A 26,125-nucleotide genomic window follows, 5' to 3' on the forward strand; every position below is an offset into this window, starting at 1 on the left:
AAAAAAACGCAACTTAATATAAAGGAAGTCAAAACAAGAGATTCAAAAGGAAGCGGTTACATTCTATAATGAAGATAATTTAAATATATTCGATTTTCAGGAGGAAGACGAAAATGAAAATGAGAAAGTTAGGCTTAGGTATTTTGCTCTTTAGTTTTGTCTTATCTTTAACTGCTTGTTCAGGTAAGGATAAAAAACAAACAGAGAGTTCCACAACAAAAGGTGGGCAAACGACCATTTCATATGCCATTTGGGATTCAGGCCAAGAACCTGGAATTCGTAAGATAGCTGATAAATTTGAAGAAAAGAATCCAAAAATTAAAGTTGATATCCAAGTTGTTTCTTGGGATACTTACTGGACGATGCTGGAGGCTGGTGCAACTGGAGGATCATTACCAGATACTTTCTGGATGCATTCAAATGAAATCTACCGTTATGGTGCTAACCAAATGTTGCTAAATCTTGATGATTATATTAAGTCTAGCAAGATAGTATCATTGAGTCATTTTCCTAAAGACTTAACTTCTATTTATGCTATTAAGGGTCATCAATACGCCATTCCTAAAGATTTTGACACAATAGGGCTTTGGTACAATAAAAAAATGTTTGATGAAGCTGGTATTAAATATCCGGATGAAACTTGGAATTGGCAGACATTGAAAGATAATGCTAAGCGTCTGACAAATGCAGACAAACATCAATATGGTTTCCTTGCCCCTTTACAGAATCAATCAGGATATTATAATTTTGTTTATCAAAATGGTGGAACAATCATCACTAAAGATAAAAAATCAGGATATGATGACCCTAAAACTGTGGAAGCTCTCAAGTTCTATAATAGCTTTGTAGATGAAGGCCTATCACCTAAGGTTACTGATGATAAGGCCAGCGTGGAGGCCCTTGAGAATGGGCAAGTCGCGATGGGTTACTTTGGCTCATGGAACTTAAGTTCCTTTAGTCAAAATGATTACATTAAGGCAAACGTTGATGTTGCTGTTCTACCGAAAGGCGAAAAGCGAGCAAGTATATTTAATGGTTTAGGAAACGCAATTTCAGCTAATACGAAACATCCTAAAGAATCATGGAAATGGGTAGAATACTTAAGTTCAAAAGAAGGACAAGTTATGCAAGCCAAACTTGGTGTTGCTATCTCTGCTTATAAAGGGACATCAGATACTTGGGTAGATTCCAATAAGCATTTTAAAATAAAACATTTTATTGACATGCTGGACTATGCCCAAATTCGTCCCTACTCAAATGCAACGACCAAGTGGGAAGACAAAGCATATGAAACCCTGAAACCAGCTTATCTTGGGAAAGAATCTGTTGAAAAAGCAGCCCAGAAAACAGCTAAAATGATGAATGAAGAATTAGAGTCAGAAAAATAGCCATTTATTTAAAACTGGAGAAAATTGAAAAATCTTCTCCAGTTTTTGATAGGAGATGAGGCAATGAAAAATAACAAAAAACGAAAACAAACATTTTGGGGCTTGCTATTTGTAGCCCCGACTATAATTGGTTTACTTATCCTGAATATTATCCCTATCCTACAGACCCTAAAGATGAGTTTTTTTAAAAGTGGGGATTTTGGGAGAGGAGACATATTTATTGGACTAGCAAATTATAAACGACTACTAGCAGATCAACAAGTCTGGCAGGCAACCTGGAATACAATTCTATATACATTATTGGTCGTTCCTATTATGGTTATTCTAGCTCTCATATTAGCAAGTATTTTGAATGCGAATATCAAAGGTAAACATCTCTATAGAACGATTTATTTTTTACCGATGGTTGCAGCTCCCGCAGCAGTTACCATGGTTTGGAAATGGCTTTATAATGAGGATTTTGGCTTAATCAACTTTATGCTGTCTAAAGTAGGAATTGGTGCTATTGATTGGTTGAAGGATCCTAAAATAGCGATGTACTCAATTGCTATTATTGGTATCTGGAGTTCAGTAGGCTACGGCATGATATTGATTTTAGCTGGGCTCCAAGAGATTCCAAGGGATTATTATGAAGTTGCAGTCATAGACGGTGCAAGTCCGATAAAGCAGTTCTTCCATATCACATTACCTCTAGTTTCGCCTACATTATTTTTTGTCATTGTAACCAATATCATTTCATCGATGCAGGTTTTTGATTCTATTTATATGGTTCAAAGTGTAACTAGTCCAGCATATCAAAACACGGTTTCTTTAGTTTATCTTTTTTATAATCAGTCCTTTAAATATGCTGACAGAGGCTATGGTGCGACGATTGTGATGCTCCTACTCATCATCATTATGGTTATTACTGGGATCCAGATGAAGGTCCAAAAAAAATGGGTTCACTATCACTAGAAAGGAACGGACATGACGTCAAAAAAATATTTTTCAAAACTCGGGCTACATCTCTTTCTTATTTTTATTGCTTTAGGAATGGTAGTACCATTTATCTGGATGATTTTAACTTCCTTTAAAACAGTATCGGAATCTACTCAAATGAATCCATTCAAAATTTTTCCGCATATTTGGCAGTTTAGCAATTATTCAGAAGTGATTCGACAAAATAATTTTCTTATTTTATACCTCAATACCATTTTAATGATGTTATGGCGAATTATTAGTTCAGTTTTATTTAGTGCAATGGCTGCCTATGCTTTTGCTCGCTTACGCTTTCCTGGTAGAAATGTCTTATTTGGCCTAGTACTTTTCCAAATGATGGTTCCGCCACAACTATTTGTTATTCCGCAATATCTTATGATTAATAGTTTAGGTATGCGAAATACTATCTTTGCTCTCGTGTTTCCAGGCTTAGTATCAGCTTTTGGCACATTCTTATTAAGACAATTTTTTGTCAGTCTCCCAAAAGAATTAGAAGAAGCTGCAGAACTAGACGGTTGCAATATCGGACAGACATTTTTCAAGATTATGCTACCACTTGCTAAATCCGGTTTAATAGCTTTAGCCATCTTTACAGCTTTATTTGCATTTAAAGATTTGTTATGGCCGTTAATTATCAATTCAGAAGCAGAATCAGCAACCTTATCCAGTGCCTTATCCAAAATCCAAGGGGCATATGCAACTAATTATCCACAATTAATGGCTGCGAGTGTTTTGGCAATTTGGCCAATGGTTATTATTTATCTTATTTTTCAAAAACAATTTATTCAGGGTGTTGCTTCCTCTGGAGGAAAATTATAGGAGTAAAATATGTCAATTAAATTTAAGCCTAAAACCAAAGAGTTTCATCTCTATAATCAAGAAGTCAGTTATATTTTTTGTGTCTTATCAAATGGCCAACTGGGCCATCTCTATTATGGTAAACGAATTAATCCTGATGAATCCTACTTACAATTTATAGAAGGTGAATACCGTTCATTGACTTCTTTTGTCTCAGAAGAAAACTCAACGTTTTCATTACAGCACACTCGTCAAGAATACCCTTCTTTTGGAACAGGAGATTATGCAGATGCTGCCTTTATGATAAAAACAAAAGATGGCAGCCGCTTATCAGATTTTAAGTTTTATGATTTCAAAATTCAAAAAGGTAAGCCCACTTTAGAGGGACTGCCCTCGACCTATGTTGATAGTGATGAGGAAGCAGAAACTCTGACAATTCAGTTACGAGACGATTACTCTCAGACGCTCTTAGAATTGACTTATACAATCTATGAAAATCGGCCAGTGATAACACGCCATGCTCGCTTTGAACAACTTGGCGATGAAGTCATTGTACTTGAAAAGGCTCTATCTATGAGTTTGGACTTATTAGATTCGGATTTTAAGTGTTTGCACCTAGATGGCGCTTGGGGGCGCGAAAGGCATGTTAATGTCCTTCCTTTAAAGCAAGGCTGTCATTCAATTTATAGTCTAAAAGGAGCTAGCAGTGCAGAGCATAATCCTTTTCTAGCTTTATTGAGAGGATCTGCTAATGAAAACTTTGGGGAAGTATTTGGGTTTTCGTTAGTATATAGTGGTAATTTTATTGGACAGATTGATGTAAGCCCTTATGATGAAGCACGCATTAATTTCGGCATTCATCCAGAAAATTTTGAATGGCTTTTATCAAAAGGGGATTCCTTTATGACACCAGAAGTTGTCATGGTTTATAGTGATTGTGGATTAAATGGAATGAGTCAGACTTTTCACAGTCTATTTCGGCAAAGACTGGTAAGAGGAAAGTGGCGTGATAGACTGAGACCTGTTCTGCTTAATAACTGGGAGGCAATGACTTTTGACTTTGATGAAAAACGAATTCTAACTTTAGCTAAAGAAGCTGCCTCTGTAGGGATAGAACTTTTTGTGATGGATGATGGATGGTTTGGAAAGAGAAATAGCGACCGTTCTGGATTGGGTGATTGGACTGTTAATCACGAAAAGCTGCCACATGGGCTTACTGGTCTGATAGAATCTATCCATGAAATGGGCATGTCCTTTGGTTTGTGGATAGAACCTGAAATGGTTAATAAAGACAGTGATTTATATAGGGAACACCCTGACTGGATTTTCCATCACCCAGAGCGTAATACATCGCATGGGAGATTTCAATATACGCTCAATCTTGCTAATGAAGCAGTCTATCAGAATATTTATCAGCAACTGCATCACTTGTTAGCTAATCATGAGATTGATTATATAAAGTGGGACATGAATCGTTATATGAGTGAAGTTTTCAGTCCTCTACATTCTTCTCAACAGCAGGGAGAGCTATCTCATCGTTATATTTTAAATCTTTATCGGCTATATGATGCCTTAACTAGTGAATTCCCAAATGTCTTATTTGAATCTTGCTCAAGCGGAGGCGGGCGTTTTGATCCTGCGATGCTTTATTATGCTCCGCAAACTTGGACAAGTGATAATTCAGATGCTATAGAACGACTTAAAATTCAATATGGGACATCAATGGTTTATCCTCTTTCAAGTATGGGATGTCACGTGTCAGAAGTACCAAATCAGCAAGTTCAACGAATAACACCTCTATCAACGCGGGCAAATGTTGCTTATTTTGGTAGTTTTGGCTATGAACTTGATTTGTCCACATTAAGTAACGATGAAAAGAAAGCAATTACCAATCAGATAGCATTCTATAAAAACTATCGTCATGTTTTTCAAAGGGGGGAATTTACACGTTTAATAAGTCCTTTTGAAAGTAAAGTGACAGCATGGCAGGTTATGTCTGAAGATGGCAATCAAGGGTTTGTAGCTTTTTATCGCACGATGGTGACCTCAAATGAAGGCAGACAGCGTTTGATGTTACAGAATCTTCAGCCAGAAGCTATTTATAAAATTAATCATAGTAAAAACTATTCTGGTGCAACCTTAATGAATGCTGGACTGGTTATTGATAAGGAAGCTTTTGTGGAAGGCCTAAGGGACTTTACATCATTGCTCATTTCAATTGAAAAACAATAATGAAAAGAAAGGTAAGCTAAGTAAAAGGTTTACTTTTCTTATCTTTTTAAAGAATTTAATCAAAGGAGGATTTGATATGGAACTTAAAACTTCTCTTATTGAAATAGTTGACGAGATGGAAGTCTTTCAAATTCAGTTAATAAATGAAAATGGCATCAGAGCACATTTTTTAACCTTGGGGGCTACATGGCAAGCCTACCTAGTTCCTCAAACAGATGGCAGTTATAAGAATATTGTTTTAGGGCATAAAAAACCAAGTGATTATTTGGCAAATGGTATCTGTGCTGGGCAATCTATTGGTCGTGTGGCGGGAAGGATTTCAAGTGGCCGTATTGTCCTAACGGATGGGCTTTATCAGCTTCCTCAAAATAGTTATACCAATTGTATTCATGGAGGTCCTCAGGGATTTCACAAACAAAACTGGTCCTATCATACAAATGTGTGTGACAGCTATGCGGAAGTTATTTTTTCCTATCAAGCTCGAGCGGAACGTGATGGTTTTCCAGGAGATATGCGAGTGACCGCTACTTACCGTTTGGCAAAAGATAACAGCTTATCAGTAAGTTATGTAGTTGATCAAGTGACTCAAGAAACACTTTTTAATCCAACTTGCCATGTTTACTTTAATTTGAGTTCTCAAGAAACCATTGAAAACCATTCCTTGTTTATTGCCTCCCAACAAATGTTAGAAACCAATAATGAACGGATCCCATCTGGGCAAATCCTACCTATAAAGGATTCCCCTTATGATTTTTCCATTCCAACTCGCTTGGACATTCCTCTTAAACAGACGACAGGTCTGGATGATGCTTTTGTCGTTAAAGATGATATCACTCAGCCCATTGCCATTTTAACAGATTTAGAGAGTCAGGATCAGGTTTCCCTTTTTTCAGATAGGAATGGATTGGTTGCCTATAGTTTCAACTATCCAGAAGAAGGCGTCAGTTTTGAAAGGAGCTGGCAACGCAAGAATGTTAAGCATGAAGGTTTGGCACTAGAGGCTCAGACTTTACCAGATGCCATTAACCATAAGCATTTAGGGGATATCAGACTGTCAAAAGGACAGAAAAAAGCATATTCTATTAGATATCAGTTTCATTTTCCCTCAATGAAATCAAAGTTTTAGGGAAAGTAAAAAATAAATATAATTTCTTGCTAAGTAGTAATAAATTTGCTATTCTATAAGTGTCTTCAGGGCAGGGTGTAATTCCCGACCGGCGGTGACTAGTGACATAGAAGTCCGCGAGCGCAAGCTGATGTGGTGCAAATCCACAACCGACAGTAAAGTCTGGATGAGAGAAGACCGGGTTTTTTGTGTATGCTTTTTTGAGTGTAGGCAATTACGAAGGAACTTCTTTCAATTTGAAAAAATTGGAGGAACTTTTTTATGTCACAAACACATCGGCTTGTAATGATTGCAACCTTGTCAACCATTTCTTTTTTATTAATGTTTGTCGGTTTTGCAATTATTCCGGGAGCACATTTTTTGAAAATCGAATTTTCGATAATACCTGTTATGTTAGCGTTAGTTCTACTAGATCTTAAAAGTGCTTATACCGTCTTATTATTACGAAGCTTGCTGAAATTAATTCTTAACAATAGCGGTGTCAATGATTTTATCGGCCTACCTATGAATATCTTGGCCTTAGGCTTATTTGTAACGGCATTTGCAATGTTTTGGAATCCGAAGAAGACACGCAAACAGTTTATTGGGGCTGCCTTAATTGGGACAGTTATGTTAACGCTTGTGATGCTGATACTGAACTATTTTTATGCTATTCCCTTATATGCAAAGTTTGCTAATTTTGATATAGGAGCCTTTATTGGTGTAGCTAAATACTTAGTTACAATGGTATTGCCATTTAATTTGGCGGAGGGAATAATATTTGCAATTTCATTTTATTTTGTTTATATTGCTAGTAAACCAGTTTTAGAAAGATACATCAATTTACCATATGAAAACTAAACAAACTTATCTATTAAGGTCATCATTTGCATTTTTAATTTTTGTGATGTTGGGATATACTGTCCAGTTTTATCCCTATTCACTTGTGGTATTTGACGATAGGGTTCAAAATGCTATCAGAGGTTCCTTGCCAGATCAGCTAACAAGCGTCTTTAGGGCTATCACCTATATGGGGAATGTCTCAACGCAAGTCCTTGTAGTTGCACTATTAACAATACTTTTCCTGATCAAAAAATGGAAGACAGAGGCTTTATTTCAATTAACGAATGGCCTTTTAGCAGGCTTATTGGTCACAGGTTTTAAATTTGTGTATCAACGGGCACGTCCTAGTTTAGAGCATATCGTATATGCAGGTGGTTATTCTTTTCCTAGTGGACATGCTATGGGGGCCATGATGATTTATGGAGCACTTATGGTGATTTTACTGGGACGCTTTCAGAAGAAAAGCACAAAAATACTAGTAATACTTACATTTTCGACACTAATTTTGTTGATTGGCTTGTCTCGTATCTATCTGGGTGTGCATTACCCTACAGATGTTATCGGTGGTTTCGTTCTGGGTTATGGCATATTGAATCTATTATATCCTTATTATAAAGACAAGCGTTTTGAATGGCGCTTTCAATCAAAGCAGAAATAATGGTTAACAACTCGAAAGGGTTGTTTTTTTTAGGTTAAATTGTGCTAAAATGGGAATATGAAAAAACGTTACCAAACACTGAATGATTACTATCGTAAACTATTTGGTGAAAAAATATTTAAAGTCCCTATTGATGCAGGTTTTGATTGCCCAAATCGTGATGGAACAGTAGCACATGGAGGCTGTACCTTCTGTACTGTTTCTGGTTCAGGAGATGCTATCGTAGCGCCAGACGCACCCATTAGAGAGCAATTTTACAAAGAGATTGATTTTATGCATAGGAAGTGGCCAGAGGTTAGTCATTATTTGGTTTATTTCCAAAATTTCACGAATACGCATGCCTCTTTAGAAGTCATTAAAGAACGCTATGAACAAGCTATTTTTGAACCTGGTGTCATTGGTATCAATATTGGTACCAGGCCAGATTGTTTGCCTGATGAAGTTATTGCTTACCTGGCAGAGCTAGCAGAAAAAATGCATGTCACTGTAGAACTTGGCCTACAGACAACTTACGAGGAAACATCACGGCTGATTAATCGTGCTCATTCCTATGAATTGTACCAGGAAACGGTAAAGCGTCTTCGAAAATACCCTAAAATTGAAGTTGTTGCTCATCTTATCAATGGCTTACCCGGAGAAACACACCAGATGATGATTGAAAATGTGAGAAGATGTGTCACAGATAATGACATTCAAGGTATTAAGCTCCATCTTTTACATTTGATGACAAATACGCGCATGCAGCGTGATTACCATGAAGGACGTTTGCAATTACTGAGCCAAAAAGAGTATGTTAACATTATTTGTGATCAGTTGGAAATCATTCCCAAAGAGATCATCATTCATCGTATTACAGGAGATGCGCCAAGGGAGATGCTAATAGGTCCCATGTGGAGCTTAAATAAGTGGGAGGTATTAAATGCCATTGATAAAGAAATGGAAGCCAGGGATGCTTATCAGGGCTGTCGACTAATCTAGGATATGCCAAAAGGAGTCTATGATGACAAAAACAATCATTGCTATTCAAAACTTATCAAAATCTTATGGCTGCCAAGTCGCACTTGATCAATTGACCTTGACAGTTGAAGAGGGAGAAATATTTGGCTTTCTTGGGGCTAATGGTGCTGGAAAATCAACTACTATCCGATGTTTATTAGGATTAATCACTTGTAGTAGTGGACAGGTTAGTCTGTTTAACAATCGTTACCAAAACTTATCAAAAACCTTGGCCCATATTGGGTATATGCCTTCAGAAGCCATGTTTTATCCTAATATGACTGCTAAGGAGATCATTGACTTTGCCGCTAAAGCTCATGCTAAGACAGACTGTAGTAGAGAAGCAGACCGGATTTGTCAACTCCTAGAAGTACCACTAACCAAGAAAATTAAGGATTTATCCTTAGGAAACCGTAAAAAAGTCAGTATTGTTTGTGCCATGCAGCATCAGCCCGATTTATTGATTTTAGATGAGCCAACATCAGGGTTAGACCCCCTCATGCAAGAGCGTTTCTTTCAACTCTTGTTAGAAGCGAAAGCAACTGGTAAGACGTGTTTTTTATCCTCTCATGTTTTATCAGAGGTTAAAGCATATTGTGATCGTGTTGCTATTCTAAAAAAAGGAAGGTTGGTGACCATTGATCGAGTTGAAAATCTCATGCAAGGTCAGAAAAAACTAGTTACAATGTGGAAAAATGGCCAATCAAGCACGCGTACATTTGAAGGGAAAGCCAGTGATTTACTCAGAGAATTGAGTCAAATGGAACTTGATGATATTTTAATTGAAGAACCCTCCTTAGAGGACCTCTTTATGCACTACTATGAGGAGGAAATAAGATGATTATTAAGCATGAGTTGCAAGAAAACAAAAAAAGTCTTCTGATTTGGGCATTCTCTGTAGGTATTAGTAGCGCTTTATGCATTCTACTCTATGAGAATATTGCTGATAGTGTTAAAGATATCGCTTACCTCTATCAAAATATGGGAGGTGTTTCAAAGGCTTTGGGAATGGACAAAGTCTCCATAGCAACTTTGAATGGCTACTATTCGTCAGAAATTGCTTTGATTTATTCGATTGGCGCAGCTATGTTTTCAGCTATGTTAGGAATATCAATGCTATCTAAGGAAGAAGAAGCGCATACAGCAGAGTTTCTCTTTAGCCTACCAATAAGTCGCCAAAAGGTTTTTAGGAAGAAATTTCTTAGTATTTTAATTTTGCTGATATTATTCAACATAATAGCTATTGCTCTTGAGTACTTGGCACTTTATAAAGTAGGAATGACCTTTGATTATGGAGCTTTCGCGCAATATCATTCTTTAGTACTAATCATGCAGATAGAAATCGCAAGTATTTGCTTTATGATTTCTGCTTTTGCTAAGAAAAAGCTAGTTGGTTTAGGAATGGGGCTCGCTTTATTTGGCTATTTTATGGACCTTATATGCCGCTTAATTGATAAAGTAGATAGTCTTAAGTATATAACACCATATTATTATGCAAATGCTACTGATAGATTTGCTGGTATAGAGCTTGATGCTGTGATGTTAGTCATTGCGACCACTATGATTATAGTCTCTTACTTGATTGGGCTTTTTATCTTTAGTCGTCGTGATTTAGCGAGTTAGGAGTAAACAATGATGCAAAGACCACTTGATATGTCTCACCAATTCTTGGATACCATTCTCGATGCCAATAGTATTCTGGTTGATGCAACGATGGGGAATGGCAATGACACCTTATATTTTGCACCAAAAGTTAAAAGCTTATATGCCTTTGACGTTCAAAAAAAAGCTTTGCAGGTAACAGGAGAGAAATTGCAAAAAGCACAGCTTGAGAATGTTCAACTGATACAAGATGGGCATGAAAAAGTTGATACTTACCTTGACCATGCAGATGCAGCAATCTTTAATTTGGGTTATTTACCAAATGCTGATAAGTCAGTCATTACAAGGGCAGAAACAACCATCGAAGCCCTTAGGAAATTACTGAGAATTTTGCGTGTGGGTGGTAGGATTGCTATTATGGTTTATTACGGCCATGAAGGAGGACGGAAGGAAAAAGATGCTCTCCTTGCTTATTTGAGCCAGTTGCCACAAGAAAAAGTGGCCGTAATGAGTTACCAAGCTTTGAACCAGAAAAATTGCCCACCATTTTTACTGATGCTAGAAAAATTAGCTGATGATTAAAAGTAGGTAAGTTGCCTAAAAAACAATGCTTTGTGATAGAAAGTTTTTTAGGACAAGCAATTGAATTTAAGGGCTTAATAACAAATTGAGTCCTTTTCTTGAAAATCTGTGATATAATGACTATACTATAAACTTTTTTTAGGAGTATTTATTAATGGAAGACCCTGTCAATCAGCCCTTATACCTTCAAGTATTACTGCTGATTTTCTTGACTTTATTAAACGCTTTTTTCTCTGCCAGTGAGATGGCACTTGTTTCTTTAAGTCGCTCCCGAGTTCAACAAAAAGCAGCGGATGGCGATAAAAGTTATATCCGCTTATTAAGAGTCTTAAATCAACCTAACCACTTTCTTTCAACTATCCAAGTTGGTATTACCTTTATCGGCCTCTTACAAGGAGCTAGTTTATCAGCCTCCCTTGGGAAGGTTATCTCAAGCTGGTTAGGAAATTCAGCAACAGCTCGCTCGGCTGGAACGATTATCTCGTTAATCTTTTTAACTTATATTTCCATTGTTTTAGGAGAATTATATCCTAAACGGATTGCCATGAACTTAAAAGATCGTTTGGCTATTATTTCAGCACCAGTGATTATTATTTTAGGGAAGGTTGTTAGTCCTTTTGTATGGCTCTTATCAGCTTCAACTAACTTACTGAGTCGCATAACCCCTATGACATTTGATGATGCTGATGAGCAAATGACACGTGACGAAATCGAATACATGTTGTCAAACAGCGAAGCCTCATTAGATGCTGACGAAATTGAAATGTTACAAGGGATATTCTCCTTGGACGAATTAATGGCACGGGAGGTCATGGTACCGCGTACAGACGCTTTTATGATTGACATCAACGATGATGCTTTAGAGAATATTCAAGAAATCTTGAAGCAAAGCTTTTCACGCATCCCCGTTTATGATGTTGATAAAGATAAGGTCATTGGCTTGGTCCATACCAAACGTTTGTTAGATGCTGGGTTTAAAGAAGGTTTTGAAAACATCAATATCCGACGAATCTTACAAGAGCCTTTATTTGTTCCAGAAACAATTTATGTAGATGATTTATTGCGCCAACTTCGAATTACTCAGAACCAAATGGCAATTCTTTTAGATGAGTATGGAGGAGTAGCTGGACTGGTCACCTTGGAAGATTTACTTGAAGAAATTGTTGGTGAAATTGATGACGAAACTGACAAAGCAGAACAATTTGTGCATGTAATTGGTGAAGATACCTATATTGTGGTAGGAACAATGACACTTAATGAGTTTAATGAGTACTTTGAAACTGAGCTTGAGAGTGATGATGTTGACACTATTGCAGGTTTTTATATAACAGGTACTGGAACTATCCCAAGCCAAGAAGAAAAAGAGAGCTTTGAATGTTATAGTAATGGGAAACATTTAATTTTGACTAACGACAAAGTAAAAGATGGACGAATTACGAAGCTAAAAGTTATTGTTTCTAATATAGAACAGATAATTAATGAAGACTAGGATCATACCTAGTCTTTTTTGTGAAAAATGTTATAATGAAAGTGTTAAAAACGTTTACAAAGTATAAGGAGATGCGATGACTGAAATAGATTATGGCCAAGTTACTGGGATGATTCACTCAACTGAAAGCTTCGGTTCAGTTGATGGTCCAGGGATTCGTTTTATCATTTTTATGCAAGGTTGTAAAATGCGTTGCCAATACTGTCATAATCCTGATACTTGGGAAATGGAGACCAATAATTCTAAAGAACGGACTGTTAATGATGTTTTAAAAGAAGCCCTGAATTATAAACATTTTTGGGGTAAAACCGGAGGGATTACAGTTTCTGGTGGGGAGGCCATGCTGCAGATTGATTTTATCACAGCGCTCTTTATCCAAGCTAAAAAACATGGTGTCCATACAACTCTTGACACCTGCGGTTTTACTTATCGAGCAACTCCAGAATATCATGCTAAGTTAGAAAAACTACTAGCTGTTACAGATTTGGTCTTATTGGATATAAAAGAAATTGATGCAGAGCAGCACAAGATCGTAACTAAACAGTCTAATAAAAATATCCTGCTATTTGCACAATACCTTTCAGATAAAGGTATTCCGGTATGGATTCGTCATGTCTTGGTGCCAGGATTAACTGATATAGATGAGCATTTGGAACGCTTAGGAGCTTTTGTAGCAAATTTAAAGAATGTGGATAAATTTGAAATTCTTCCCTACCATACTATGGGGGAATTCAAATGGCGCGAGTTGGGAATTCCTTATCCACTAGAAGGGGTGAAGCCTCCAACTAAAGAAAGAGTTCAAAATGCAAAAGCCATTATGAAGACGGAATCCTACACGGAGTATATGAATCGCGTCCATAAAGTATAAAATGAGGCTGGAGGTGACTTTCGGTCTTATTTTTTTAACAATAAATCATTGAGATACTTTGATTTTAGATTCTATTTCTGCTACAATAAGGTGAATAAAGAGAATGAGGTAGAAAAATGTCTAAAGTTTTTGTTTTTGGTCACCAAAATCCAGACACAGATGCCATCGCATCATCTTATGCTTTTGCCTATTTAGCAAAAAAAGCTTATAAAATGGATGCCGAAGTGGTCGCTCTTGGAACACCTAATGAAGAAACCAGTTTTGCACTTAAAAGTTTTGGTGTTGAAGCACCTCGTGTTATTACGTCAGCTCTAGCAGAAGGCGTTGATACAGTTATTCTGACAGATCATAATGAATTTCAACAATCTATTTCTGATATTGCAGATGTGACTATTTTTGGTGTTGTGGACCATCACCGTGTAGCTAATTTTGAAACAGCAAATCCCTTATTCATGCGTGTTGAACCAGTAGGATCAGCATCATCTATCGTTTATCGCATGTACAAAGAAAATAACCTAGAAGTTCCAAAAGAAATTGCAGGTTTGCTCTTGTCAGGACTAATTTCAGATACTCTCCTTTTAAAATCACCGACAACACATGTAACTGACCATAAAGTCGCGGAAGAATTAGCAGCACTAGCTCAAGTGAATTTGGAAGAATATGGTATGAGCCTTCTCAAAGCAGGTACTAACCTAACAAGTAAATCTGAAGCAGAGCTTATTGACATTGATGCTAAAACGTTTGAATTAAATGGAAATCCTGTACGTGTTGCTCAAGTTAACACAGTTGATATTGCCGAAGTCTTAGAACGTCAAGAAGCAATTGAAGCAGCAATTATGGAAGCTATTGCAAAAGAAGGGTATTCTGATTTTGTCTTAATGATTACCGACATTGTTAACTCAAATTCAGAAATTTTAGCAATCGGTAGTAACATGGATAAAGTTGAGGCTGCTTTTAACTTTACACTAGAAAATAACCATGCTTTTCTAGCAGGAGCTGTATCACGTAAAAAACAAGTGGTTCCCCAATTAACAGAAAGCTTTGGAAACTAATGTCCTATATTGTTAATTTTAAAGAAGTTGAAACTCATTTATTAGAAGAAAGCCCAGTTAAAGAAGTCTTAGCAGGTCTAAGAGCTAATGAAGCTCGCTATTTCTGGAACAAATATAAAATAGCCTATGAGGTATTTACAACTGAGGAAAGACCTGATATTTTGCCATTTATTGAAAGAGTGTTAGAAGCGCGAGAGATGACTTTTCCCTATAAAGCCCTTTGCGTTTCACAAATGGAAGTTGATGGTATTTTATGGTCACATGTTTATTATGATAATGGCTTAGCAGTAAATGTTCTTTACACCTTAGAAGAAGGTGGGAAACGTGCAGTTGGTTTTAAACTATCAAATGGGATTGAGATTCCAAAAGAATTTGAAGGTAAGTTTAAATTCGCAAGACAGCGCTCTAAACTAGCCGGCGAAATTCGAGGTAGCTTTTTTGTTATTAAAGGTGACTATTTGTAAAAGTGGACTTATCCACTTTTTTTCATAGGTAGAAGGAGAGCTCTCAACAGATGTTAATTGTAATTAATCCTAATAAGACAACCAGACAGGCTTTCTTCAAAGACCTTATCAATTATCTATATCAACATACCACTGTCACTTTGCGGCAGCTAAAAAAAGTTTTTCCTGATGTCAAACATTTAGACCGTTACCTAGACCTTTATATTGAGGAAGCTTACATTTTAAGGAATGAGCGCCGCTATTATTTAAATATTCCAATCCTTAAGGGTGTAGAAGAGTTGGAGTTAGATAGTATGGTCTTTGTAGATAATGAAACACCTGTTTATCAAGAACTTCAAGAGCTCGTTTTTGAAACTAGCCTGGCTAATAGAACTAATGATCTCCTTATTATAGAGAAAACGGACTTTGCTAGAGATAGATTAACCTTATGTAATTATTTTTATAAATTAGAGAAGAGCTATTCCTTATCAGCAGAACAAAACAAACTGTATCAGATCATAGGAGATGTTAATCCAGAATACGCCTTAAAGTATCTAAGTACGTTTTTAATGAAGTTCATTCGCAAAGATTTGGTCTTACAAAAAAGACCTGATATTTTCTGTCAAACTCTTGTAGAACTCCATTATTTGCAGAAAAAAGAGGAGCATAAATACCAGTTAAATGGCAAATTAGATCAAGTATCCCTTCACTATGTGGCACCAAAGGAAATTTGACTATACGTAAAGAACTCCGTATTAAAAGGGAAACTAAGCTAAAGAAAAGAGGCTGGGACAAAAAGATATTAATTTTTGAGATTCCTTGCCACAATTCTTCCAATTGATAAATAAAACCCAAAAAGCGAACAAAACTCATTTTCTGATACTCAGAATACTGTCTTGTTCGCTTTTTATATTTGAGCTTAGACTTTTGTCTCAACCTCTTTTAATTTCTTGTTTGCATCATCAAATAGAGAAAATAAGGGGCGCCGATGATGGAAACTAAGATACCTGTAGGAATATTAGAACCAACAAGAAATACTCTTGTGATAGTGTCAGCAACAAGCATAAGAAGCATTCCGAGCAAAAGGCTTGTTGGTAAATTGAAACGATGATCCTCGCCAGCTAGTCGACGACTCAGGTGACCAGCCATTAAACCAACAAAGGCAATATTTCCAACTAAAACGACACTCAGGGCAGCCAAGCTACTTGATAAAATTAGTGATAAGAGACGCTCTTTTTTTAATTGAAATCCTAAAGTAACTGACATGTCATCAGATAAGGTCATCAGATTCAATTGGTAAGCCTGCCAGTAACTGCTTAACCATAATATAATGAGGAGAGGCATGATAACTGTAAGGGTTGGCCAATCGTCTCCGGTGATATTTCCACTTAACCATGTAACGATATAGTCCGTTTTATAATGATTAACATTTCCAACTAAAGCAATCATAAGACTAGAGAGCATCATCGAAAGGCCCACTCCTGTAATAATGAGAGTGACTGGGTTTAGAGGTCTGTTTTTGATATGTGACATGCGATAGACCAGTGCCACAGAAAGGCCTGAGCCAATCATAGCAAAAAAAGGTAAGGAATAAAGAGATGCTGGTGTCTCTAAAAAGCCAAAGGCGGTAAAAATAGCAATTACAATACCAGCCCCAGCATTAATTCCTAGGATACCAGAATCAGCTAAAGGGTTCTTGGTTAGTGTCTGGAGGATATTACCAGATAGTGCTAGAGATGCTCCTCCAAAGAGTGCTGCTAATAGTCGGGGTAATCTGATCTTTGTCAGAATAAATACCGTTGTCGAATCGGCTTTGCCGAAAATTAAATGGCCAATGGCTTTAAGTGAGAAACTAGAATCACCGATTGTAAGAGCAAGGACGCTAAGGGTGATTAGAAGAAAGGCTAAAAGCAGAATCAATTGAAGCTTCTTATGATCTGTCATGCTCTACCTCCTTTTCTAACTAACCATAAAAATGCTGGGAAACCTAAGAAGCTAATAATAGCAGTAAGTGGCGTTTCAAAAGGAGGATTCATGGTCCGACAGATCAAATCCACAGCTAAGAGGAAGGTTGCACCTGCAAAAGCAATTAGGGGCAAACTTAGTTGGTAATTTTGAGGCAAGTAGTTTTTGATGAGATGTGGGATAATCAAACCAACAAAAGCGATATTTCCTGCGATAGCTACCGAAGCTGATGCTAAGAGTAATACCAGACCTAAAAAAATAATAGTGAGCTTAGTTGTTGATTGCCCAAGTGCTTTTGATTGCATTTGGCTTAGACTTAATACAGATAACTGGTAAGCTAAGACTTGAACCGTCATCAAAGAAATAAGGATGATTGGTGCAATGTAGGCTAACATTTGCCAATTAGTTCCGACCAACCCTCCTGCTTGCCAACCGATAATGGCATTAGCTAAATGAAAATAATTAGTGATTGCTCGGCCTAGTGCTGACAAGAGAGTAGATACCATAGCGCCAGCCAGTATTAATCTTAATTGCTGGTAACCTTTTCCTACCCTATAAGAGAGGCTGAAGATAATGAGGCTAGCAAGGATGGATCCTAACAAACAGACTAAGATAATGATGGAGTAATGGAGATGGTGAAAGAATGCGTAAGCGATGACAAGTGCTAGTCCAGCTCCGCTATTAATCCCCAGTAAACCAGGATCAGCAATGGGATTACGAGTAAGAGCTTGCATTAAGGCTCCTGATATAGCCAAGGCTGCACCGACAAGTATGGCCGCAAAAATTCTTGGCAGCCTCATATCCCACAAGACAGCCACTTGTCTCTGATGAGAAGATTGATGGAGTAAAACTTGCATCAATTCTTGATGGGTCATTGATTTAGCTCCAAAACGCAAACTTAAATAAAGGATCCCCAAGAAAGTGAAACTGATAAGGGTAAAAAGGAGGAAAAAGTCTCTTTTTTGTTGAGACATGCGTGCATTTTTTAAGGCCATTGCTCAATTTCCTTTTAGTTTTTGTTTTCAAGGATTGCTTTTTTGAGGGTTTCTAACTCATATTCTAGAGATAGAGGGTCAGTGAAGTAGAAGGTGTTAGCATTAACTTTAATAACATGTTTTGCTTTGACCGCAGGAAGATTTTTCCACATCTCACTCTCATAAAGAGCAGAACCCGTTTTTTTATCTTCAGCCGCTACTACGACATAATCTCCAATATAATCAGGTAAAACTTCTTGTGAGATGGATAGGTAACCTTTTGGAAAAACATCTTTTTCAACTTTAGCTGGTGCTTTATATCCGAAGGCCTGATGAATAATTTCACCACCCCGTCCCCAGTCTTTTCCGAAAAGGTAAACGTCTTTTTCAAACAGTCCCATCACGGTAAAGGTAGCTTCTTTACCTGTTACAGTTTTGACTTCTTTAGCCAGGCCTTTTGTTTTGTTAGTCCAATCTGTTAACCATTTATCGGTTTCTTTACTTTTATTAAAAACTTTACCAAAATCTGAAAAGACTTGGAGATAATCATGTTTACGGTATTCCACTGAAATTAAAGGTGCAATTTGAGCCAGTTGATCCTGCTTTTCTTCATTTGATCCGACAATGATGAGATCAGGTTTTAAAGCAGTGATTGCTTCTAAATCGGTAGGAGAAACAACTTTAGCCCCCTTAATGTATTTTTTCAATACAGGATTTTTTTGATCGTAAGAAGTAACCCCGACAAGGTTAATATTTAACTTAGCTAAGTAACCTGTGTAAGTGGAAGCCAGACTCACGACTCGCTTAGGATTTTCAGGAACCTGACCTTTATAGGTAAAGCCAGAGATTTTTGGCATCTGTGAGATTTTTAGCTTATCTTGCTTAGCTTTTTCGGTTTGTGTTGAGCAAGCCACCATAATGAAGCAAGCAAGTAAGAGAGGTAAGAACCTAAAGATTTTTTTCATAAATACTATTCTCCTAGTACAAAATTTATATGAGTTGATAGGTCAACATAATAGGACAGTGATGGATAGGATCTTCCACAATTTGAGCCTTGATAGCGAATATATTTTCAATAGTATTTGGTGTCATTATTTCTGAAACGCTACCTTGGTTCATAATCTTTCCATCCTTCATAGCAATTAAATGGTCTGAATACCGTGCTGATAAATTTAAATCATGTAAAACCATTATTATGGTTTTGTGTGACGTTATTTGTAGTTCTTTTAGTAAGTCTAAAACCTCTAACTGATGATTTAAATCTAAATAGGTAGTCGGTTCATCCAAAAAAATAGTATCGGTATCTTGGGCCAAGGCCATAGCAATCCAAACACGTTGTTTCTGGCCACCAGATAGAGCATCAACGCAGTGATCAGCCAAGTCTGTTAATTTAGTCAGTGACAAGGCCCAGTTAATAATGCGATGGTCTTCTTGGCTAAGGTAACCCATATGATTGAGATGTGGGTAGCGACCATAGGACACAAGTTCATAGACAGTTATACCTGGAGAAGCTTCTTGAGATTGAGGCAATAAGGCCAGTTTTTTAGCAACCTCTTTGGTTGGAAGCGAACGAATGTCTTGGCCGTCAATCAAAACACTACCAGATGCATGAGGAAGAATCCTTGTAAGAGCTTTAAGCAAAGTTGATTTACCACAACCATTAGCACCAATAATCGTTGTCATTTTTTGAGTGATTAAGTTTAATGATAAGTCTTTGATAATTGTTTTATGATCACATTGAACACTTATATTTTTTGCTTGAATGGTTGACATCGTGACCTCCTTACTTTTGTTATTTTTGCCGAAAGCTCTCTCATTATAGCATAGAAGAATGGCTTAACAAAGGCTTTTTTAGAGGAAAACCTCTTTTTATTCTAAGAAATATAATTGTTTAGAATGATTAAAAATAGTAGTAATAACCATTCTAATTTACCAACATTTAAATGATATTACCTGAAAATAATACAAAGTTAAGAGGTTACTAATTACTATTGTAGGATATCAGTTTAGCTTTGGAAAAAGCTTTGATAATGAAAGACGAGTCTGGGACAAAAGTCTAAGCTCAAATATAAAAAGCGAACAAGACAGTATTCTGAGTATCAGAAAATGAGTTTTGTTCGCTTTTTGGGTTTCATTTATCAATTGGAAAAATTAATGGCAGGGAATCTCAAAAATTAATATATTTTTGTCCCAGACTCGTTAATGTTAGTTTGAAGTTTCCATAAATGCTTTGGCAATTGTATAATCACCAGCATAGTCTCTTTTTTTGCCATTAATAATTTGATAGGCATCAGCGCCTTTACCAGCGATGATAAGAGCGTCCCCTTCTTTCTGACATAATTGTAATCCCAGTTTGATAGCCTGTTCTCGGTCTACTTCAATAGTGAGTTGGCGAGAAACATAGCTGGCAATTTCTTCTGAAATAGTTTGAGGATCTTCAAAGTTCGGATCATCAGCTGTTAAAATAACTGATAAGTTCGGATGATTATTAATCACTTTGGCAAAATCGGCCCGTCGACTTTCCCCTTTATTACCAGTAGAACCAATTATTAAGATAATCTGTCCTTTTTGATGTTCTTCAACCACAGAAACAAGTTTTTCTAAGCTATCTCCATTGTGGGCATAGTCAACAAAAACTTTTGCACCACAGGGGTGGCTGAGAACTTCCATCCTGCCAGGAACAGTTGTTTCTGCGATTCCCTTTCGAATATCATCAGAGCTTGCTCCTAAACGCAAACAGGCTAAACCAGCAGCAAGAGCATTATCCTGATTAAATCGTCCAATTAAGAGTGTCTTATAGCTACCTGCTAGTTTACCAGTAACCTTAAAGGTAAAAGCCTGGCTATCAAGAATATGATTGTCAGATGCCTGACCATAAAAGTCATGTTCCTGATTCTTTACCTGCTCCTTTAGTATTTTAAAATAATCCATATCACTATTAATGATAACAGCACGGCTATTTTCCATCAAAAGACGCTTATGGTAAAAATAGTCTTCAAAAGTAGGGTGTTCAATTGGTCCAATATGATCGGGACTGATATTTAGGAAAACCCCAACATCAAAAGTTAGCCCATAAACGCGACCAACTAGGTAGGCCTGACTAGAAACTTCCATAATCAAATGGGTCATGCCATTAGAGACACATTCAGCCATCATTTTAAAGAGATCTAAGCTTTCGGGTGTTGTTAATTGTGATTTGAAAAAAGTCTGCCCATCCAATGTAGTATTCATTGTGGATAGCATAGCTGTCTTATGAGATTGTTTTAAAATATGGTAGGCAAAATAAGCTGAAGTTGTCTTACCTTTTGTCCCTGTAAATGCTAGTAGTTTAAGGTTATCTTGTGGATTATCATAAAAAGCCATTGCAATAATAGACATGGCATGTTTGATGTCATTAACAATAATGGCTGGAATATCGACTTCATAGTCAACTTCAGAAATATAAGCAGGCAAACCTTGCTCTAGTGCTGATTGTAGGTATTCCGCCTTAAAATTAGCTCCCTTTACAAAAAATAAGGTCTGATCATCAACGTCACGACTATCATAACTGAGCTTTGCGAAGTTTAAACCAGTGTAGTGATAGTAATAGCTGTCGTCTGCAATGACTTCACGAAAGTTTTTGTCAGCCTTTAATAAATCAATAATTGTTTCAATTCTTATCATAATTCTTATTTTATCTTTTATGTTTCAGATTTACAAGTAACTAGCAAAAGTTTATAATATATCTATTATATGAAGAAAGACTAGTTATGGATAAAAAGAAAAAGAATCTGACACAAGAAGAATTAATGTTGCAGGGGACAGTTTGGTCCACAGCGAGCAACTTTATCAGCCGCTTACTTGGCGTCATTTACATTATTCCCTGGTTAATTTGGATGGGTCAACATGCTACTCAGGCCAATGCACTTTTTAATATGGGCTATAATGTATATGCCTATTTTTTATTGATCTCAACAACGGGCTTGAATGTTGCTATTGCAAAACAAGTTGCTAAGTATAATTCTCTTAATCAAAAAGAGCATAGTTACCAACTAATCAGAACAACCTTGAAATTAATGGTTATTCTTGGTCTGATTTTTTCGGTTACGATGTATCTCACGTCACCTTTCTTTTCGACCTTATCAGGGTCGGACGGTCAGTTGATTCCGGTTATGCACAGCCTCTCTCTAGCTGTCTTTATATTCCCAGTCATGAGTGTTATCCGTGGTATTTTTCAAGGCCACAATAACATAAAACCCTATGCTCTTAGTCAAATAGCAGAGCAGATTATCAGGGTTATTTGGATGCTAACAGCTACTTTTATGATTATGAAGATAGGGTCTGGAGACTACTTGCACGCAGTAACTCAATCAACCTTAGCTGCTTTTATTGGAATGATTGCAAGTATGGCTGTCCTAGTTTTCTACTTAGCCAAAGAGGGGCTCTTAAAGGCTATTTTTGCCAAACCTAAGCAAGATGTTCCTATCGATGCTAAGGGATTGTTACTAGAGACCTTGAAAGAGTCAATACCTTTTATTGTGATAGGGAGTGCTATCCAAGCTTTTCAACTGATTGACCAGTGGACCTACTCCAATACAATGCTCCTTTTTACCCATTACACTAAGGAACAACTTTTAATCCAATTTGGTTATTTTAATGCTAACCCCGCTAAAATCACCATGATTTTGATTGCTGTAGCAGCTTCCATTGGTGGTGTTGGGATTGCACTTTTGACAGAGAACCATATCAAAAAAGATAGTCGAGCGTCGGCTAAATTGATTATAAACAATGTGGTTATGCTAATGATATTTCTTTTACCGGCTCTACTAGGTGCTATTATCTTAGCACGCCCCCTCTATTCAGTTTTTTATGGTTTTAGTGACGTGGAGGCAATTAACTTGTTTAGGGCTGTTCTTTTTCAAACCATTCTGTTAGCTCTTTATACCTTATTAGCTCCAATGTTGCAAGCTTTATTTGAGAATCGTAAAGCCCTCTATTATTTTGCTTATGGTATTTTGACTAAACTTGTTTTACAAGTCCCATTAATTTATTTTTTCCATGCCTATGGTCCAATCCTTGCTACTTCACTGGGCTTATTGGTTCCTGTTTACCTGATGTATAAACGTCTTCATCAGGTCACTAAATTTAATCGAAAATTACTACTTAAACAGCTGACTTTAATCACTATACTAACCGCTATTATGGGAATTGTGGTAGCCTTTGCTAATTGGATTTTGGGATTTCTTTTTGTTCCAACTGGACGGCTATCTAGTCTCTTTTATCTCTTGATTATTGGTTTAATTGGGATTATTGTATATGGCTATTTAACCCTTGCGACACATCAATTAGATAAGCTAATTGGTCATAAGGCTGAAAAACTTAGAGCTAGGTTAAAAATGCCCTGAGACTACAAAATGTAAAGGACAGGCTAGTGCTTTAGAGCGACTCCTAGCTGTTCTTTTTTTATTTTCCTGAAGAATGTATCTTTGCAGCTATGCTCCAAATGAAGCGTCTTTAAAAAAAGCTGATTTTATTTTTTTAAGAATGCCTTAAATATGAAAAATTTCCAGCAAAGACTAATGATTTTTGGTATAATGTGGAAGGTAAAAAAATTTTAGAAGGAAGTATGTTATCATGGGAAAATGTCAAGTTATTTCACATCCACTTATTCAGCATAAACTATCAATTTTACGTAGAGAAGACACATCAACAAAGAATTTTCGGGAATTAGTCAATGAGATTGCGATGTTGATGGGTTATGAAGTATCACGTGATCTTCCGCTTGAGGATGTAGAAATTCAAACACCAGTGGCAAAGACAGTACAAAAGCAACTCACAGGGAAAAAACTGGCTATTGTCCCAATTCTCAGAGCTGGTATCGGAATGGTTGATGGCTTCTTAAGTTTAGTTCCAGCTGCAAAGGTTGGCCATATCGGAATGTACCGCGATGAAGAAACGTTTGAACCTGTTGAATACCTTGTTAAACTTCCTGAAGATATCGACCAACGCCAAATCTTCGTTGTAGATCCAATGCTTGCGACAGGAGGGTCAGCTATTTTAGCAGTGGATTCCTTGAAAAAGCGTGGTGCAGCTAATATTAAGTTTGTCTGCCTTGTAGCAGCACCAGAAGGTGTGAAAAAATTACAAGAAGCTCATCCAGATGTGGACATTTATACTGCAGCCTTGGACGAAAGATTAAATGAGCACGGCTACATTGTGCCAGGACTTGGTGACGCTGGAGATAGATTGTTTGGTACAAAATAAAAGTTTCAAGTGCTCTGACCTCAATACCTGCTTAAGGTTAATTTTCTAATAGGATAGAAGGCTTTCTAGTAAGGACTGGAAAGTTTTTTCAAAAAGAAAGTTATTATTTGACCTAATTTGACCAATAGATTATAATGAGGACAGTTATTAAAAGATAAATCTATTGAGACTTATATATTAATAGATATTTTATTTAGATTGGAGAATATTATGATTCCTGTAGTTATTGAACAAACAAGTCGCGGAGAACGTTCTTATGATATCTATTCACGTCTCCTAAAAGATCGTATTATTATGCTAACTGGACCAGTTGAAGATAATATGGCAAATTCTATTATTGCACAGTTACTATTTTTGGACGCGCAAGATAATACTAAAGATATTTACCTCTATGTAAATACACCCGGAGGATCGGTTTCAGCTGGGTTAGCAATTGTTGATACGATGAACTTTATTAAATCAGATGTTCAAACGATTGTTATGGGGATGGCTGCCTCAATGGGAACGATCATTGCATCATCAGGTGCCAAAGGTAAACGATTCATGCTACCAAATGCTGAATACTTAATTCATCAACCGATGGGGGGCGCTGGTAGTGGTACGCAACAAACAGATATGGCAATTGTTGCTGAACAATTGTTAAAAACACGGAAACGCCTTGAAAAAATCCTTGCTGATAATTCTGGTAAGACTATTAAACAAATTCACAAAGATGCAGAACGTGACTACTGGATGGATGCCAAAGAAACATTGGAATATGGCTTCATTGATGAAATCATGGAAAATAATGAATTAAAATAAACCAATAAAAGGACCGAATTAAGTATTTTCGGTTCTTTTATTAAGGTAAAGTGATTTTTGCTAGCAATCAATAAGTGTTCCTATTATTCTCTTATCTAGCATATAAACGAGTTGAAGCCTAAGTTCTAATTACTAGGCTAGTTCTATTTAGATTATGGTGGATAAAGTGTAGGGAGAGAAGCTATTATGAAAAGATAAAGTCTTTTTTTAACATATCATTGTGTAAGTTGATGATGATTTTAGTTCAGAAAAACATGGTATTAGCGCTGGTTTATGATATAATCATCTTATGTTAGTCATTAACGAAGATCTCTTTGCTATTGAAGATGCTATTGATTATTTAATAGAAGATATTAAGAAAACAGAGGAATTTAAAACTTATCTAAAGGTCTATAATGAGTTTGAACAAGACCAGCAACTGCAATACGACATTGAACAGTTTCAGAGGTCACTGACTGCTTTATCGGATCAAAAAGACTACTTAAGGTATCGTCCTGATAGTAAATCCCTCAATAAGGAAATCCTACGTCAAAAGAGAGAGCTTGATTTACACCCTAAAGTGGTTGCATTGCGAATTGCAGAGGTTGATTTACAAACGATTTTAGCAGAGATTGCAGAAAGTATCGCTGAAACTGTGTCTTCGACTATCTTTATTGATACAGGGTTACCATTAGCTGAACGACGAGAAAGAATTACAAAAGGAATTTATCGAAATATAAAAGAAGGAAATAGCGCATGTTTGAAAGACAAAATAGAGTTGGAGTAGTCGTCTACCTTTATTACAACCGTGATGCACGTAAGATTCAAAAATTTGGTGATTTCCATTACCATTCAAGGAAGTCACGCTATATTATTCTATATGTTAATAAGGAAGAACTTGCTGACAAAGTTAAAGATATTAGCAAATTGAAATTTGTTAAAGAAGTAAAAATGTCTGAGCTGGATTCTATTGATCGTGATTTCGTTGGAAATCTGTACCGTTAAGACAATTTAATAAAGAGCACAAGACTCTCAAAGAGGCTAGGAAATGACTTCCTAGCTTTTTTCAGATTAAAAACTAGTTTAAACTATTGACAATTTTCTGATAATTCTGTATTCTTAGATACAT

26 protein-coding genes and 1 riboswitch are annotated in these 26,125 nt (G+C 36.6%); of the genes, 21 read left to right on the forward strand and 5 right to left on the reverse strand.

The window, feature by feature from the left end:
• Positions 1-119 precede the first annotated feature (119 nt).
• The 16 genes from STRPS_RS07120 (at position 120) to STRPS_RS07195 (ending at position 15,768) form a co-directional block, all read left to right on the forward strand.
• Positions 120-1,388 carry a sugar ABC transporter substrate-binding protein gene (locus tag STRPS_RS07120; protein ID WP_176602253.1) on the forward strand — a complete coding sequence of 423 codons (1,269 nt, stop codon included), beginning with the start codon at positions 120-122 and terminating at the stop codon, positions 1,386-1,388.
• 63 nt (positions 1,389-1,451) lie between these two features.
• On the forward strand, positions 1,452-2,342 hold the full coding sequence (locus STRPS_RS07125) for a carbohydrate ABC transporter permease (RefSeq protein ID WP_007894948.1): 891 nt from the start codon (positions 1,452-1,454) through the stop codon (positions 2,340-2,342).
• Positions 2,343-2,354: 12 nt separating this feature from the next.
• Positions 2,355-3,185 carry a carbohydrate ABC transporter permease gene (locus tag STRPS_RS07130; RefSeq protein WP_007894907.1) on the forward strand — a complete coding sequence of 277 codons (831 nt, stop codon included), beginning with the start codon at positions 2,355-2,357 and terminating at the stop codon, positions 3,183-3,185.
• A 9-nt stretch (positions 3,186-3,194) separates the two neighbouring features.
• On the forward strand, positions 3,195-5,396 hold the full coding sequence (locus tag STRPS_RS07135; RefSeq protein ID WP_007894886.1) for an alpha-galactosidase: 2,202 nt from the start codon (positions 3,195-3,197) through the stop codon (positions 5,394-5,396).
• 76 nt (positions 5,397-5,472) lie between these two features.
• Positions 5,473-6,522: an aldose epimerase family protein gene (locus STRPS_RS07140; RefSeq protein WP_007894922.1), complete on the forward strand. Its 1,050-nt coding sequence runs from the start codon at positions 5,473-5,475 to the stop codon at positions 6,520-6,522.
• Between the two features lie 57 nt (positions 6,523-6,579).
• A riboswitch (FMN riboswitch) is annotated at positions 6,580-6,704 on the forward strand.
• Positions 6,705-6,783: 79 nt separating this feature from the next.
• Complete coding sequence (locus STRPS_RS07145) at positions 6,784-7,362, forward strand: ECF transporter S component (protein ID WP_007894892.1); 579 nt, start codon at positions 6,784-6,786, stop codon at positions 7,360-7,362.
• Positions 7,352-8,002, forward strand: coding sequence for a phosphatase PAP2 family protein (locus STRPS_RS07150; protein WP_007894887.1), 651 nt, complete (start codon positions 7,352-7,354; stop codon positions 8,000-8,002). Before STRPS_RS07145 ends, STRPS_RS07150 begins: the two co-directional genes overlap by 11 nt.
• Positions 8,003-8,059: 57 nt before the next feature.
• On the forward strand, positions 8,060-8,980 hold the full coding sequence (locus STRPS_RS07155; protein WP_007894903.1) for a TIGR01212 family radical SAM protein: 921 nt from the start codon (positions 8,060-8,062) through the stop codon (positions 8,978-8,980).
• Between the two features lie 22 nt (positions 8,981-9,002).
• Positions 9,003-9,839, forward strand: a complete 837-nt coding sequence (locus tag STRPS_RS07160) for an ABC transporter ATP-binding protein (RefSeq protein ID WP_007894930.1) — start codon at positions 9,003-9,005, stop codon at positions 9,837-9,839.
• Positions 9,836-10,621, forward strand: coding sequence for an ABC transporter permease subunit (locus STRPS_RS07165; RefSeq protein ID WP_007894861.1), 786 nt, complete (start codon positions 9,836-9,838; stop codon positions 10,619-10,621). The genes STRPS_RS07160 and STRPS_RS07165 overlap by 4 nt, the downstream gene beginning before the upstream one ends.
• Positions 10,622-10,630: 9 nt before the next feature.
• Complete coding sequence (locus STRPS_RS07170) at positions 10,631-11,182, forward strand: tRNA (mnm(5)s(2)U34)-methyltransferase (protein ID WP_007894869.1); 552 nt, start codon at positions 10,631-10,633, stop codon at positions 11,180-11,182.
• Positions 11,183-11,336: 154 nt separating this feature from the next.
• The gene (locus tag STRPS_RS07175; protein ID WP_007894954.1) at positions 11,337-12,671 is read left to right on the forward strand and encodes a hemolysin family protein; all 1,335 of its coding nucleotides are present in this window, start codon (positions 11,337-11,339) and stop codon (positions 12,669-12,671) included.
• Between the two features lie 76 nt (positions 12,672-12,747).
• Positions 12,748-13,539 (forward strand): pyruvate formate-lyase-activating protein, encoded by a 792-nt coding sequence (gene pflA, locus STRPS_RS07180; protein WP_007894947.1) that lies wholly within the window; start codon positions 12,748-12,750, stop codon positions 13,537-13,539.
• A gap of 116 nt (positions 13,540-13,655) precedes the next feature.
• Entirely contained in the window at positions 13,656-14,591 is a 936-nt protein-coding gene (locus tag STRPS_RS07185) for a manganese-dependent inorganic pyrophosphatase (protein WP_007894868.1), read from the forward strand.
• Positions 14,591-15,055 (forward strand): hypothetical protein, encoded by a 465-nt coding sequence (locus STRPS_RS07190; protein ID WP_007894915.1) that lies wholly within the window; start codon positions 14,591-14,593, stop codon positions 15,053-15,055. Before STRPS_RS07185 ends, STRPS_RS07190 begins: the two co-directional genes overlap by 1 nt.
• Before the next feature lie 50 nt (positions 15,056-15,105).
• Positions 15,106-15,768, forward strand: a complete 663-nt coding sequence (locus STRPS_RS07195) for a DUF1803 domain-containing protein (RefSeq protein ID WP_007894905.1) — start codon at positions 15,106-15,108, stop codon at positions 15,766-15,768.
• Between the two features lie 208 nt (positions 15,769-15,976).
• Here the strand turns inward: STRPS_RS07195 and STRPS_RS07200 are convergent, their stop codons facing one another.
• From STRPS_RS07200 to STRPS_RS07220, 5 genes are all read right to left on the reverse strand, one after another.
• The gene (locus STRPS_RS07200; RefSeq protein ID WP_007894854.1) at positions 15,977-16,978 is read right to left on the reverse strand and encodes a FecCD family ABC transporter permease; all 1,002 of its coding nucleotides are present in this window, start codon (positions 16,976-16,978) and stop codon (positions 15,977-15,979) included.
• Positions 16,975-17,994 (reverse strand): FecCD family ABC transporter permease, encoded by a 1,020-nt coding sequence (locus STRPS_RS07205; RefSeq protein ID WP_007894862.1) that lies wholly within the window; start codon positions 17,992-17,994, stop codon positions 16,975-16,977. The genes STRPS_RS07200 and STRPS_RS07205 overlap by 4 nt, the downstream gene beginning before the upstream one ends.
• A 14-nt stretch (positions 17,995-18,008) precedes the next feature.
• A complete protein-coding gene (locus STRPS_RS07210; RefSeq protein ID WP_007894916.1) occupies positions 18,009-18,938 on the reverse strand; it encodes an iron-hydroxamate ABC transporter substrate-binding protein in 930 nt (309 codons plus the stop codon).
• A 25-nt stretch (positions 18,939-18,963) separates the two neighbouring features.
• A complete protein-coding gene (locus STRPS_RS07215) occupies positions 18,964-19,746 on the reverse strand; it encodes an ABC transporter ATP-binding protein (RefSeq protein WP_007894890.1) in 783 nt (260 codons plus the stop codon).
• 432 nt (positions 19,747-20,178) lie between these two features.
• Positions 20,179-21,636 carry a UDP-N-acetylmuramoyl-L-alanyl-D-glutamate--L-lysine ligase gene (locus STRPS_RS07220; protein ID WP_007896270.1) on the reverse strand — a complete coding sequence of 486 codons (1,458 nt, stop codon included), beginning with the start codon at positions 21,634-21,636 and terminating at the stop codon, positions 20,179-20,181.
• An 86-nt stretch (positions 21,637-21,722) separates the two neighbouring features.
• Between STRPS_RS07220 and STRPS_RS07225 the strand changes: the two genes are divergently transcribed.
• From STRPS_RS07225 to STRPS_RS07245, 5 genes are all read left to right on the forward strand, one after another.
• Positions 21,723-23,357 carry a putative polysaccharide biosynthesis protein gene (locus tag STRPS_RS07225; RefSeq protein ID WP_007895894.1) on the forward strand — a complete coding sequence of 545 codons (1,635 nt, stop codon included), beginning with the start codon at positions 21,723-21,725 and terminating at the stop codon, positions 23,355-23,357.
• Positions 23,358-23,586: 229 nt separating this feature from the next.
• Positions 23,587-24,216 (forward strand): uracil phosphoribosyltransferase, encoded by a 630-nt coding sequence (upp, locus tag STRPS_RS07230; RefSeq protein ID WP_007895697.1) that lies wholly within the window; start codon positions 23,587-23,589, stop codon positions 24,214-24,216.
• A gap of 210 nt (positions 24,217-24,426) precedes the next feature.
• Positions 24,427-25,017, forward strand: coding sequence for an ATP-dependent Clp protease proteolytic subunit ClpP (gene clpP / locus STRPS_RS07235; RefSeq protein ID WP_003083781.1), 591 nt, complete (start codon positions 24,427-24,429; stop codon positions 25,015-25,017).
• A 289-nt stretch (positions 25,018-25,306) separates the two neighbouring features.
• Positions 25,307-25,783, forward strand: coding sequence for a YlbF family regulator (locus STRPS_RS07240; RefSeq protein WP_007895841.1), 477 nt, complete (start codon positions 25,307-25,309; stop codon positions 25,781-25,783).
• Positions 25,753-26,001: a DUF2129 domain-containing protein gene (locus STRPS_RS07245; protein ID WP_007895846.1), complete on the forward strand. Its 249-nt coding sequence runs from the start codon at positions 25,753-25,755 to the stop codon at positions 25,999-26,001. The genes STRPS_RS07240 and STRPS_RS07245 overlap by 31 nt, the downstream gene beginning before the upstream one ends.
• The last annotated feature ends 124 nt before the right edge of the window (positions 26,002-26,125 follow it).

The organism is Streptococcus pseudoporcinus LQ 940-04 (genome assembly GCF_000188035.1).
Classification (GTDB): domain Bacteria; phylum Bacillota; class Bacilli; order Lactobacillales; family Streptococcaceae; genus Streptococcus; species Streptococcus pseudoporcinus.